This is a genomic window from Sphingomonas sp. UBA978 (assembly GCF_002292295.1).
In the GTDB taxonomy this organism is placed as follows: Bacteria; Pseudomonadota; Alphaproteobacteria; order Sphingomonadales; family Sphingomonadaceae; genus Sphingomonas.
Genome location: NZ_DBBS01000020.1, coordinates 69,581 through 83,213, shown reverse-complemented (window position 1 = coordinate 83,213; position 13,633 = coordinate 69,581). Strand labels below are relative to the sequence as shown.

Below are 13,633 nucleotides of genomic sequence, written 5' to 3'. Positions count from 1 at the left end.
ATGATGCCGCAAACGAAAGTTATCATTTTGATGATATCATGAAATTATGAGGAAATTTAATACGAACAATTCTTAGGGAAGAGGAGAGTTGCGAGGCCCGATTTTTAATCGCCGGCTGGTTTCCTAGACTGAAGAAACCCGGACAGCACTTGCGACGAGGCATTTCGAACACGGAGGTGCCACGCAACAGCGGAAGTATAGACCGAACCTAGTGCTACCGGCTGGCGCGCGATGTCGGGCGCGGCGCGGCGCGTCCGCCCGGATGCGCCTTCGCCCAGTCGAGCGCCTCCTGCAGCGTCGTTACCCACAATCGCGACCGGTGCATCGCCAGCCAGTCGAGGAAGGCCTGATGCACCTCGGGTGAAACCCGCAGCTGCTCGCCGCCGACGCCGTGGAACAGATACACGGCCCAGCCGCCACCCGCTTCCGCCCGTTCGGCCAGCGCGATCAGCTGCGCCAGCGTCGTGCCTTCGGCGAAGCCCTGCGAGGGAACGTGCATCGGGTCGACCGTCGCGACGTCGGCGGCGAGGTCGGCCGGTCCGGACGACACGCCGCGCACATAGGTGACCAGCCCGGATTGGCGCAGCGGCTCCAGATAGTCCGCGCCGCCCGCGATCGTCTGCCCGCAGGGCGTGGCGAAGCCGTGTCGGACCTTGCCGTCGAGCGCACGCAGCAGCACGTTCTGCTGTGCGATCTCACGCAGCAGCGAGGCGGGCGTGTAGCGATCGAGGGTGTAGCGCGGGTCGCTGGGATAGGTGGCCGCGGCGCAGGGATGGAAGATGGTGTGGTTGGCGAGTTCGTTGCCGTCGCGCGCCGCCGCGCGCCACCGCTCGACATCGGCTTCGCGAACCGCGGCAAGGAAGAAGGTGCCCCTCAACCGCGCGCGACGCAGCGCCGGAACGACGCGATCGAGCTGCGACGGCAGGGCATCGTCATAGGTCAGGACGATCGCCGCCCGGGCGCCCCCGGGCCAGCGCGTCCCCTGTGCGACGCTCGCTGTCGGCCAAATCGCAAGCGCCGCAACGCCCGCGATCAGGGCCTGCATGTTTTTCGACCACCCCATGCCACAACCTCTCGACGATCGGCCACGCTGACACTGGTAGCGCGAACCGTTAACCGGCATAGCATGTCTTTTGTCTGACTAGGGAATGGGGACGGCATTGATATTGATCGCCTTGGCCGCCGCGCTTTCCGGACCGGCCGCAACCGCCGCGTCGCCCTCCCCGCCGCCGACGATCGTCTCCCGCGACGGGCGGCACGTACTGATGGTCGATGGCGCCCCCTTCCTGATGCTGGGCGTCCAGGCGAACAACAGCAGCAACTATCCAGCGATGCTGCCCAAGGTGTGGCCGATGGTGGCGCGGCTCCACGCGAACACGCTGGAGATCCCCGTTGCATGGGAGCAGATCGAACCGGTCGAGGGGCGGTTCGACTTTTCCTATGTGGACGCCCTCCTTCGCGGCGCGCGGGACCATGACGTCCGTCTGGTCCTGCTGTGGTTCGGCACCTGGAAGAACACCAGCGCCGGCTATGTTCCGGCGTGGGTCAAGACCGACGGCGCCCGCTTCCCACGGATGCGGAAGGCCGAAGGCACCGCGCATTACGCGCTGACCCCGCACGCACGCACCACGCTGGAGGCGGACAAGGCCGCCTTCGTCGCGCTGATGCGCCACCTGCGGCAGGCCGATCCGGACCACCGCGTGATTATGGTGCAGGTCGAGAACGAGACCGGCGTCTACGACCAGAACCGCGACCTGTCGCCCGCGGCACAGGCATTGTTCCGGCAGGAGATACCGGCGGCGCTGGCGACGCGGACCGGCCGGCGCGGCAGCTGGACGGCGGCGTTCGGCAAGCTGGCCGAGGCCGCGTTCAACAGCTGGTATGTCGGCCGCTACGTCGACGAAATCGCCGCCGCAGGCCAAGCGGTGCTCGACGTGCCGATGTATGCCAACGCCGCTCTCGGCGATGCCTTCGCCGCCCCCGGGGAGGGCGGCGGCGCGAGCGGCGGGCCCAACTGGCAGGTGATCGACGTCTGGAAGGCCGCCGCCCCCCACCTCGATCTCGTTGCACCCGACATCTACAATCGCGATGCGCGTGCCTATGAGGCCTATCTCGACCATTACGCCCGCCCCGACAATGCGCTGATGGTGCCCGAAACCGGTAACGCCGCCGAATATGCGCGCTTCCTGTGGCCGGTGCTGGGGCGCGGCGGCATCGGCTTCGCCCCGTTCGGCTTCGACGATACCGACTACGTCAACTATCCGCTGGGCGCGAAGGTCGTCGACGCGCCGACCATCGCTGCGTTCGGCGACGCCTATGCCGCCATGGCGCCCAACGCGCGCGCCTGGGCGCGGATCGCCTTCGACCGGCAGACCTGGGGCAGCGCCAAGCCCGCGGACGGCAGCGACCGCAGCGCCACGCTCGGCCGGTGGAAGGTGACGGCGCAATACGGCCTGTGGCAGTTCGGGGTAAAAGACGCGCCCTGGCTGAAGGCCGATCCCAACCCGCTGAAGGATCAGCCGGTCGGCGGCACCGCCGTCGCGCTGCTCTCGCCCGACCAGTTTCTGGTCGTCGGCACCGACGTGCGGGTGTCGTTCGACCTCGCCAGGCCCGGCAAGGGCGAAGCAGCGCAACTGATCCGCGTCGAGGAGGGCGGCTTCGACGCCGCCGGCGGGTGGACGTCGACGCGGGTCTGGAACGGCGACCAGACCGATTACGGCCTCAACCTGACCCGGCCCGTGCTGCTGCGCGTGACGCTGGGCAGCTATCGATAGGATCAGCGATGAACCGTCTTCTCGCAGGCGTCGGCGTCGGTGCGCTTGCCTCTCTCGCCAGCGCCGCGTCGGCATCGAGCGTGCGCCACGTGGACTCCGGCGTGGTCGTCGTGCCCGATCGCGGCCCGACGGTGAGCGTCGTTGCCTATGGGGATGCCGTGTTCCGGGTGACCGCCACGATGGCCGGAGCACCGGCGCTGCCCGATAGCCTGATGGTCGTCGACCGGCCGCACGGCGACCCGGCGATCGTCCGGCGCGGCCAGACGGTGATGCTGCGGCTGCCGCGCGCGACGGCAGAGATCCGCCTGGCCGATGGCCACGTCCGCTTCCTCGATCCATCGGGCAAGGTGACCCTGGACGAGGCTGCGCGCGGCACCATGGCGCCCAGTGTCGCCGAACGCGGCTATCTCGCCGTCGGCCAGCAGTTCAACCGCGGCACCGACGAAGGCTTCTACGGCCTCGGCCAGCATCAGAACCGGCAGATGAACTACAATGGCGAGGACGTCGAACTCGCCCAGCACAATATGGATATCGCGATCCCCTTCGTCGTGTCGACGCGCAACTATGGCGTTCTGTGGGACAACAATTCGATCACCCGCTTCGGCGATCCCAAGGCGCCGACGCCGGTCGGCACCGACCTGGCGGTGACGAGCGGCGGCAGGCCGGGATGGAAGGCGGACTATTATCTCGGCGACCGACTGGCGGTCAGCCGGCAGGAAGCGACGATCGCCTATCAGTATATCCGCGACCTGGCGCGCTGGCCGAAGGAGGCGAAGGCGCCGACGGTCGCGTCTGCGGACAGCGGCCAGAACACCGCGGGCAAGGTGCTCGGCAAGCAGCGCGTGGTCTGGACCGGCACGCTGGCCCCGACCCAAACGGGGCTACACAAGTTCCGGGTCTACGGATCGAGCTATTTCAAGGTCTATGCCGACGGCAAGCTGGTCCTCGATCGCTGGCGGCAGAACTGGAACCCCTGGTATCACAACATCGACCTGCCGATGGTCGCGGGACGACCGGTCGACATCCGTATCGAATGGGAACCCAACGCCGGCTACATGGCGTTCCTCCACAACGACCCGCTGCCACCCGCCGACCGGCATTCGCTCTGGCTCTCGTCGGAGGCGGGCAAGGCGATCGATTATTATTATGTCGCTGGCCGATCGATGGACGATGTCGTCGCCGGCTATCGCGGGCTGACCGGCAAGGCGCCGATCATGCCGCAATGGGCCTATGGCTTCTGGCAGAGCCGCCAGCGCTACGAGACGCAGGACCAGTTGCTGGGCGTCGTGCGCGAATATCGCAGGCGGGGCATCCCGCTCGACAACATCGTCGAGGACTGGTTCTACTGGCCGCAGGATCAATGGGGCAGCCACCGGTTCGACGCGGCGCGCTTTCCCGATCCGCAGGCGATGGTGGACGAGGTCCACACGCTGAACGCGCAGCTGATGATCTCGGTCTGGCCGAAATTCTATCCGAACACCGACAATGCGCGCGAGCTGGCTGCCAAGGGCTTCCTGTACCAGGGCAACCTTACCATGGGGAACAAGGACTGGGTCGGTCCGGGCTACCTCAATACCGATTACGATCCCTATGCGCCCGAGGCGCGCAGGATCTATTTCCGTCAGGTGCGCGACCGGCTGGTCACCCTGGGCATCGATGCGTGGTGGATGGACGCGACCGAGCCCGACATTCACTCCAACCTGTCGATCGACGAACGCAAGGTGACGATGGGCCCCAATGCGCTCGGTCCGGGCGGCGCCTTCTTCAACAGCTTTCCGCTGGTCCACGCGCAGGGGTTCGCCGAAGGGCTGCGCACGGCGACGCCTGCCAGGCGCCCGTTCATCCTGACGCGGTCGGGATTCGGCGGAATCCAGCGGGCCAGCGCGGCGCTCTGGTCGGGCGACGTCGCCGCGCGGTGGGACGACCTGCGCGACCAGATCTCGGCGGGGGTCAACCTGTCGATGTCGGGCGTCCCCAACTGGACGCACGATATCGGCGGCTTCGCGGTCGAGGACCGCTACACCAACGCCGAGCCTGCAGCCCAGTCCGAATGGCGCGAGCTGAACCTGCGCTGGTTCCAGTTCGGCGCGCTCAGCCCGCTGTTCCGCAGCCATGGCGAGAAGCCCAAGCGCGAGATCTACGAACTGGGGGCGGACGATCCGGCGATGATGCGCTCGATGATCTGGTACGACCGGCTGCGCTATCGCCTGATGCCCTATATCTACACCGTGGCCGCCGACACCTATCACCGGGAAGGCAGCATCATGCGTGGGCTGGTGATGGATTACGCCGCCGATCGCCGGACATGGGGGATCGACGACGAATATCTGTTCGGCCGCGATCTGCTGGTCGCCCCCGTCACCGTGTTCAAGGCGCGCGCACGCCAGGTCTATCTGCCTGCGGGTGCCGACTGGTACGATGTCGCGACCGGCACGTTTCACCGCGGTGGCCGGACGATCGTCGCCGAGGCGCCGTACGAACGCATGCCGCTGTTCGCGCGGGCGGGCGCGATCCTGCCGACCGGCCCGGCCGTGCAATATGCGCGCCAGCAGCCGGACGGGCCGCTCGTCCTCCACGTCTTCACCGGCCGCGACGGCAGCTTTTCGCTCTACGAGGACGACGGCGTCTCGCCCGGCTATGCCAAGGGGCAATATGCCCGCATCCCGATCCGCTGGGACGAGAAGGCCGGGGCCCTGACGATCGGCACACGCCAGGGCAGCTTTCCCGGCATGACGGCGACGCGTACCATCTCGGTCCGCTTCCATGCCCCCGCGATGCCCAAGCCGCTCGACTTCGCCGACGAGCCGGCGACGCGCGTCACCTATCGCGGCGCGGCGTTGACGATCCCGATGCGCTGACCGGTCGCGCCGGTCAGCGTACCCCGCAGCTGACCGGGCCGGCGGGCGCGGTGCCGATGCGGATGCCCGAGATGTCCACCCCGAGCGTGCCGCTGCTCGTCAGGACGAACGGCCGCGTCACCGTGGCCATCGACACGCCCTGATCGGCGAAACAGCGCAGCGGGACGGCGGCCGTCATCCAGTCGCCGGTCTTCATCGCGCCGGTCAGCGGCACCGTCGCGAGCTTCGCCCCGTCGGCCACGCCCAGCGCGACCTGGCCGGTGGGCGCCGCGGTGACGCGATAGTCGACGATCAGGCTGAGTTGACCGTTGGATTCGCGGGTGATGTCGATCGGCATCGCCTGTTCGATCGCCACCGCACCCTCGCCCTTCACCGCGATGCGCAGGCTGTCTTCCTGCCCGCTGCGGTCGGTCCGCGTGACGGTGGCGCCTCCATCGGGCGAGATCCGCGCACCGCCGGCGATCCGGCCGCGCACGAACAGCGCATTCTGGTCACCCGCCGCCACCGCCGGCTTCGTTTCGTCGAGGCGGCCGACGCTGGTGCGATCGGCATAGGTCAGGCCATAGCCCAGCGGGAACAGCGGGTCGTAGCCGGGATCGCGCGCGTTGAGCACGAACTGGTCGACCCGCTTCGGCCAGCTGAACGACAGCTTGCCGTGGAAATCCGCGACCGGGCGGCCGCCCTTGCCCGCGATCATCACGTCGGCGACGCCGCCGCCCTCCGTGCCCGGCAGGAACGCCGCGACGAAGGCGTCGGCGGCGTTCAGTTCGGGGTTCACCCACAGCGGCCGGCCCGACAGGAAGACCGCGACGGTCGGCACGCCCGCCGCCTTCAGCTTGCGCAAAAGTGCCAGGTCGCTCTTGTCGTCGGGGCTATATTCCAGCGTCGGCCGGTCGCCGGTGAATTCGGCATAGGGCGTCTCGCCGAACACGACGATCGCGACGTCGGGCTTCTTCGTGAAGCCGCCATCGACCGACAGGCGGGCGGTGCCGCCGGCGGCCCGCGCCGCCTGCTCGATCCCCGACCAGATCGACTGGCCGTTGGGGAAATTCCTGTTCGACACGCCGGTGCCCTGCCAGGTAATCGACCATCCGCCCGATTGCTGGCCGATGTCGTCGGCGCCGCGACCGGCGACGAGGATGGAGGCACCGGGCCGCACCGGCAGGATGCCGCCGTTGTTCTTGAGCAGGACCAGCGATTCGCGCACCGCCTGACGCGCGATCGCGCGGTGCCCGGGCGCGCCGAGCAGGTCGAACCTACCCGACATCGGCCGCGACGAGGGACGCCCCGCCTCAAACGTGCCGGCCAGCACCTTCACCCGCAGGATGCGGCGGACGGCATCGTCGAGCCGCGCCGCCGGGATCGTGCCGGCCTTCGCCTCGCGCAGGGTGTTGGCGTACAGGTCCTTCCACTTCGGTCCCGAATACATGAACATGTCGAGCCCGGCGTTGATCGCCGCGGCGCAATCCTCGTTGGTGCAGCCGGGTACCTGGCCGTGCGCGTTCCAGTCGCCGATGGTGAACCCCTGAAAACCCCAGCGATCCTTCAGCACGCCGGTCAGCAAACTCTTGTTGCCCGTCATCTTCTCGCCGTTCCAGCTCGAGAAGCTGGGCATCACCGTCAGCGCACCGGCGGGCAATGCGGTCATGTAGCCGGCAGCATGGACGTCACGCAGCACGCGTTCCGGCACGCGCGTGTCGCCCTGGTCATGCCCGCCCGTGCCGCCGTCGCCCAGGAAGTGCTTGACCGACGAGATGACGCGGCCCGGCTTCATGAAGTCCCGGCCGATCGTGCCCTGTATGCCCTCGACCATCTGGCCGGCATAGCTGGCGACGATCGCGGGGTCTTCCGAATAGCTTTCGTACGTGCGGCCCCAGCGATCGTCCTGCACCACCGCGACGGTCGGCGCGAAGCTCCAGTCGATGCCGGTCGCCGCGGTTTCCAGCGCGGTCGCCGCGCCGATCTTGCGAATGAGCGCGGGATCGCGCATCGCGCCGAGACCGATGTTGTGCGGAAACAGCGTCGAACCGACGATGTTGTTGGCGCCGTGGACGGCGTCCGTGCCCCAGATCACCGGTACCACCGGGCGTCCGTCCGACCGCTTGACCGATGCGTCATAGAAGGCGTCGAACAGCTTCAGCCATTCGGATGCGGGTGCGAATTCGTCGTTGTTGGGTGCCGAATTGCCGCCGTTGAGGATCGAGCCGAACTTGTACGTCTCGAGGTCGCCGGGGCTGATGCTGGCGATGTCGACCTGGATCAACTGGCCGACCTTGTCCTCGATCGACATCCTGGAAAGGATCGCGGCGACCCGCGCCTCGACCTTCGGGTCCAGCTTCAACGCCATCGGCAGCACCGGCCATTGATCGGGATGCGCGATCGAAGCGGGTGGCTGGGCCTGTTGCGCGTCGGCCGATGCCGCGGTCGTCATCAAGGCTACCGCCGCGCATGCGGTGTGAAACGTGAAAGCCATCTACCCCTCCTCGCCGATCGCGTTACGCCAGAGATGCGCTGCGCCGCGTGACGCTCCGGGTGCCATGAGTCGCCGCCGGCAACAATACCTATTTCAATTTGGCTTTTTAGTTTAACTGTGCTTCGTTCCGATCCGACATGACCTCCACGGAAAGGGGTCGGCTGGGGGGATGGCGATGATGGCGAAACGCGGCGTGGTGGTGATGCCGGTGATACTGGCGTGCCTGTCGGCGGCGGCGGGCGCGCAGGTACTCGGCCCCCTCGACGCCGAACTGCCCGCAGGCGGCACCGCGATCCGCCAGGCGTTCGGTGGCGATACCGCGGTACCGATAACGACGCCGCGCTGGACCCTGTCGGCATGGGTGGAACCGCGCGACTTGCCGCGCGGCACGGCGCGCATCGCCGGCTTCGGCGACGACGCGGCAAACCGCTTTCTCGCGCTGACCGACGGCAAACCCGCGCTCGTCACCGAGGCCGGATCGATCGCGGGTTCGCAGCGGCTGACGGCCGGTGGATGGCACCATATCGCGGCGACCGCCGACGGGCGCACGGTTCGCCTGTTCGTCGACGGACGTCCGGTCGCGACCCGGACGCTGGCCAGCGCCGCGGTCGCACCGGTGGCGACGCTGGCCCCGCGGGCCGGCAACGCGCCGGTGTTCGCGGGTCGGGTCGCCGGTTTCCAGCTCGAGGCGACGGCGCTGACCGCGGACGACATCCGCCGGCGGGCGCAGAAGGCTCCCGATCCGACGCTGGTCGCCTTCATCCAGGGCAGCCCGCACTGGCCGGTACAGGTCCGCCAGATGTACGGCCAGGTCGCGCCGCAGGACGCATCGACCCGCCCCCGGTCCAAGGCCCCGATCCCCGCGCCCGTCGCCAAGCCGCTGCCCGTGGTGCGCGGCCCGTTGCGCCAGCCGGACGGCAGCTGGACGATCGACGGCTGGCGCCTGGCGGAAGCGCCCGGGGTGACCGCGGCTGGCGCCGCGATCAGCCGCGCGGGCTTCGATGCCGGCAGCTGGTATGCCGCGACGGTGCCCGGCACCGTGCTGACGACGCTGGTCGATCGCGGCGTCTATCCCGATCCCGCCTATGGCCTGAACAATACGGTGATCCCCGAAAGCCTCGCGCGGCAGGACTATTGGTATCGCACCGAATTCGACGTGCCGGCGGAGGCCGCCGGCAAGCGGCAGACGCTGGTGTTCGACGGCGTGAACTATGCCGCCGAGGTGTGGGTGAATGGCGCGCCCGTCGGCGGCATGAAGGGCGCGTTCGTGCGCGGGCGCTTCCCGGTCACGCTCGCCGCGGGGCGCAACGCCGTCGCGGTCAGGGTGTCGCCACCGCCCCATCCCGGGCTGGCACATGAGGAATCGCTGACCGCCGGCGTCGGCGAGAACGGCGGAATGCAGATGCTCGACGGCCCCACCTTCGTGGCGACCGAGGGCTGGGACTGGATCCCCTCGGTCCGCGACCGCAACACCGGGCTGTGGCAGGGCGTTCGCCTCGTCGCGACCGGCGCGGCGGAGCTGGGCGATGCGCGGGTTGTTACGACGTTGCCGAGGGCGAACAGGTTGGTTGCGGATGTCGAGATCGCGGTGCCCGTCGCCAACACCTCGGCGCAGCCGGTGACGGCGAGGGTACGGGCGGCGTTCGACGACGTCGCCGTCGAGAAGCAGGTGCGGCTCGCCCCCGGCGAAACCGCGACGGTGGTGATGGCCCCCGCCGACTTTCCCGCGCTGTCGGTGCGCAACCCGAAGCTCTGGTGGCCCAACGGCTATGGCGACCCGGCACTCCACGATCTGACGCTGACCGCCAGCGTCGACGGCCGGCCGAGCGACACCCGGCGGCTGCGCTTCGGCATGCGTCAGGTGACCTACGACATTTCGCTGATGGACCGCGCCGGCGTGCTGCAGCGCGTCGCCATCGACCTCAGCAAGGCGCGGTCGCTGGGCCAGCGGATCGTCGACGGCAGCCACGACGGCATCCGCCAGGTCGCGAACGGCTGGGCGGCGAGCCTGGTGCCCGGTGCCGAGAAGAGCCCGGCGGTCACGCCGGTGAAGGACGATCCCGGCCTGTCCCCGCACCTCGTCATCCGCGTCAACGGGGTGAAGATCGCCGCGCGCGGCGGCAACATCGGCATGGACGATTTCATGAAGCGCATCGATCGCGCCCGGCTGGAACCGATGTTCCGCCTGCACCGCGACGCGCACCTCAACATCATCCGCAACTGGGTGGGCCAGGATACCAGCGACACCTTCTTCGATCTGGCCGACGAATACGGGCTGATGGTGCTGAGCGATTTCTGGGAATCGACGCAGGACTATAATATCGAGGCACAGGACCCGGCGCTGTTCATGACCAATGCCACCGACGTCGTGAAGCGCTATCGCAACCACCCGTCGATCGTCGTGTGGTTCGGCCGCAACGAGGGCGTGCCCCAGCCGCTGCTCAACGAGCGGCTGGAGGATCTGATCGCGAAGGAGGACGGCACCCGGCTGTACATGGGATCGTCCAATCGCGTGAACCTGCAGAATTCGGGGCCCTACAACTGGCGCCCGCCGGTCGAATATTTCACCGAGCACGCGCGCGGCTTTTCGGTGGAGAGCGGCACGCCGTCGCTGCCGACGCTGGAGGCGTGGCAGCGTGCGATCCCCGCCGCCGACCAATGGCCGATCAGCGACGCCTGGGCCTATCACGACTGGCACCAGACCGGGAACGGCGCGGTGACGTCGTACATACAGGCGCTCGACGCGCGCTTCGGCAAGGGCACCAGCCTGCCCGACTTCGAGCGCAAGGCGCAGATGATGCAGTATGAAAGTTACCGCGCCATCTTCGAGGGGATGAACGCCGGCCTGTGGACGGTCAATTCCGGGCGCATGCTGTGGATGACGCAGCCGGCCTGGCCGTCGTCGGCGTGGCAGATCTTCTCGTCCGACTATGACACCCACGCCAGCTTCTATGGCGTCAAGAAGGCGTCGGAGCCCGTCCACGTCCAGATGAACCTGCCCGACGGCAAGGTGGTGCTCGTCAACAACCGGCTCGCCGCCATTCCCGGCGCGACGGTCACGGCGAAGGTGGTCGATCTCGCCGGCAAGACGCTGGCCGAGCGCCGGACGACGATCACCGCGAAGGCGGAAGCGGCCAACGACGCCTTCGCGCTCGACCTGCCGGGCCTCACCGCCAACGGCATGGTGCTGGTCGACCTGAAGGCGACGGACGCGAACGGCGCCGAACTGTCGAACAACGTCTACTGGCAAGGCAAGGACGACACCGCCTACCGCAGCCTCACGACGCTCGCCTCCGTCGCGCTGACGGCGCAGGCGACCGCCACGCCTGCGGGCGACGAAACCGAAGTGCGCGTGGATCTGGCGAACAGGACGGCGACGCCGGCGATCGAAACCAAGCTGACCGTCGTGAACGCCGACGGCAGCCAGGTGCTGCCCGCCTATTTCAGCGACAATTACGTGTCGCTGCTGCCCGGCGCCACGCGGACGGTGACGATCCGCTACCCTGCCGCCGCCGCGCGCGACGCGCAGATCGCCATCCGTGGCTGGAACGTCGCCCCCGCCTCCGCGGTGCTGCGATGACGCGGCTGCTGCTCGCCGTCGCGGCCCTCGCCGCCACCCCCGCCGCAGCGCAGAGCGTCGCGTCGCCCGACGGCCGGCTGATCGTGACGCTGGACACCAACGCCGACGACCAGCCGACCTACAGGCTCGCCGTCGCGGGGAAGCCGGTGATCGGGCCGTCACCGCTCGGACTGCAATTCGAGCGCTACGCCAGATTGGCGGACGGCCTGCGCACGACCTCGACGCAGGCGACCGGCGGCCGCGACCGCTACGCACTCGTCGCCGGCAAGACCGCGGCGGTGGACGAGCGCTACAATCAGATCGTGGTCCATATGACGGAGAAGGACGGCAAGCGCCGCCGCCTCGACCTCGTCATCCGCGCCTACGACACCGGCATCGCGCTGCGCTACGCGATCCCGCGACAGCCCGGCCTGACGACGCTGCGCCTCGTCGACGAGCTGACGCAGTTCGCCTTTCCCGCCGACTATGCCTGCACCGGCCTGAACCTCGGCAGCTTCGGCAGCAGTCATGAGGGCGAATTCGATCCGGTCCGCGCCTCGCTGATCCGGCCGCACAATCTCTACGAACTGCCGCTGGTCTGCCAGACGGGCGCGGACGGGCCGACGATCGCGATCGCGGAAGCGGCGGTCGAGCGGTGGCCGGCGATGTACCTGACCGGCACCGAAACCGGGGCCACCGGCGTCGCGGCGAAGCTGACCCGCCGCCCGGACGATCCCCCGGTCGCGCTGACGCTCGACGTCGGCAACGGGGTCGTCTCGCCGTGGCGCGTCGTCATGGTCGCGCCCACCGCCGGGGCGCTGATCGAGAATACGCTGCTGACCAGCCTCAACCCCGCGCCGCGCGGCGATTTCGCCTGGGTGAAGCCCGGCAAGACCGCATGGGACTGGTGGTCGGGACCGCTGCTCGCCGGCGTGACGAAGGCCGGATCGAACGCCGCGACGGAGCGGGCATTCATCGATTTCGCCGCATCGCTCAAGCTGCCCTATATGATGGTCGACGAGGGCTGGTACGTGAACAGCGGCGGCGGCGGCACGCTGTATCCCGGCGCCGACCCGACGCAGCCGGTGCCCGGCATCGACCTGCCCGGCCTCGTCGCCTATGGCCGCGCGCGCGGCGTCGGGCTGATCCTGTGGATCCACTGGGCCTTGCTCGATCGCGACATGGACACGATCCTGTCCGCCGTCGCGCGCGTCGGCGCCAAGGGCATCAAGGTCGACTTCATGAACCGCGACGATCAGGACATGATCGCCTTCTACCACCGCCTCGCCGAAGCGACGGCGCGCCACCACCTGCTGCTCGACCTGCACGGCGCGACCCACCCCTGGGGCATGACGCGCACATGGCCGCACGTCCTGACGCAGGAGGGCGTGCTCGGCGCCGAATACAACAAGTGGACGCGGCGGATCACCGCCCGGCACAACATCACCCTCGCCTATACGCGGATGCTGGCGGGGCCGATGGACTATACGCCCGGCGGCTATCGCAACCGCACCCCGGACGGCTTCGCCATCGCCGCGACCGGGCCGCAGACGCAGACGACGCGGGCGGCGGAACTCGCCAAATACGTGGTGTTCGAGAGCCCGCTGCAATCGGTCGCCGATACGCCCGACGCCTATCGCGGCCAGCCGGGGCTCGATTTCCTGGCCGAGGTGCCGGCAAGCTGGGACGAAACCCGCTTCATCGCCGGCAATATCGGCGAATCGATCGTGCTCGCGCGGCGCAGGGGCGACGTCTGGTACGTCGGCGCGATGACCGACGCGGCGCGCAGCGTCACCGTCCCGCTCGCCTTCCTCGGCAAGGGCCGATACGCCGCCCGGACGTGGGGCGACGGCGCCGCGCCGACCGATCTCGTCACCGCCAGCCGCACCGTCGCCGCGGCCGACACGCTCACCCTGACGTTGCACGCGGCCGGCGGGGCCGCGGCCATCCTCTCCCCCGTCCGCTAACC

General features: G+C 68.7%; 6 protein-coding genes. 4 read left to right on the top strand and 2 right to left on the bottom strand.

Annotated features, from left to right (window positions below):
- Positions 1-214 precede the first annotated feature (214 nt).
- Positions 215-1,045, bottom strand: a complete 831-nt coding sequence (locus B2515_RS12965; protein ID WP_293876933.1) for a polysaccharide deacetylase family protein — start codon at positions 1,043-1,045, stop codon at positions 215-217.
- Between the two features lie 130 nt (positions 1,046-1,175).
- Here B2515_RS12965 and B2515_RS12960 point away from each other — a divergent pair, with 130 nt between their 5' ends.
- Both B2515_RS12960 and B2515_RS12955 read left to right on the top strand, forming a co-directional pair.
- Positions 1,176-2,774, top strand: a complete 1,599-nt coding sequence (locus B2515_RS12960) for a DUF5597 domain-containing protein (RefSeq protein WP_293876931.1) — start codon at positions 1,176-1,178, stop codon at positions 2,772-2,774.
- An 8-nt stretch (positions 2,775-2,782) separates the two neighbouring features.
- Positions 2,783-5,632, top strand: a complete 2,850-nt coding sequence (locus tag B2515_RS12955; RefSeq protein ID WP_293876929.1) for a TIM-barrel domain-containing protein — start codon at positions 2,783-2,785, stop codon at positions 5,630-5,632.
- Positions 5,633-5,645: 13 nt separating this feature from the next.
- Here B2515_RS12955 and B2515_RS12950 read toward each other — a convergent pair whose 3' ends face one another.
- Positions 5,646-8,105: a glycoside hydrolase family 3 protein gene (locus tag B2515_RS12950; protein ID WP_414711399.1), complete on the bottom strand. Its 2,460-nt coding sequence runs from the start codon at positions 8,103-8,105 to the stop codon at positions 5,646-5,648.
- Between the two features lie 175 nt (positions 8,106-8,280).
- On the opposite strand from B2515_RS12950, the gene B2515_RS12945 reads away from it, so the two are divergent.
- Entirely contained in the window at positions 8,281-11,685 is a 3,405-nt protein-coding gene (locus B2515_RS12945; protein WP_293876927.1) for a glycosyl hydrolase 2 galactose-binding domain-containing protein, read from the top strand.
- Complete coding sequence (locus B2515_RS12940) at positions 11,682-13,631, top strand: glycoside hydrolase family 97 protein (protein WP_293876925.1); 1,950 nt, start codon at positions 11,682-11,684, stop codon at positions 13,629-13,631. Before B2515_RS12945 ends, B2515_RS12940 begins: the two co-directional genes overlap by 4 nt.
- Positions 13,632-13,633: the final 2 nt, after the last annotated feature.

Coding starts and splice junctions, on each gene's coding strand:
- B2515_RS12965 (WP_293876933.1), bottom strand. CDS start 1,045: ATGCAGGCCCTGATCGCGGGCGTTGCGGCGCTTGCGATTTGGCCGACA.
- B2515_RS12955 (WP_293876929.1), top strand. CDS start 2,783: ATGAACCGTCTTCTCGCAGGCGTCGGCGTCGGTGCGCTTGCCTCTCTC.
- B2515_RS12950 (WP_414711399.1), bottom strand. CDS start 8,105: ATGGCTTTCACGTTTCACACCGCATGCGCGGCGGTAGCCTTGATGACG.
- B2515_RS12945 (WP_293876927.1), top strand. CDS start 8,281: ATGATGGCGAAACGCGGCGTGGTGGTGATGCCGGTGATACTGGCGTGC.
- B2515_RS12940 (WP_293876925.1), top strand. CDS start 11,682: ATGACGCGGCTGCTGCTCGCCGTCGCGGCCCTCGCCGCCACCCCCGCC.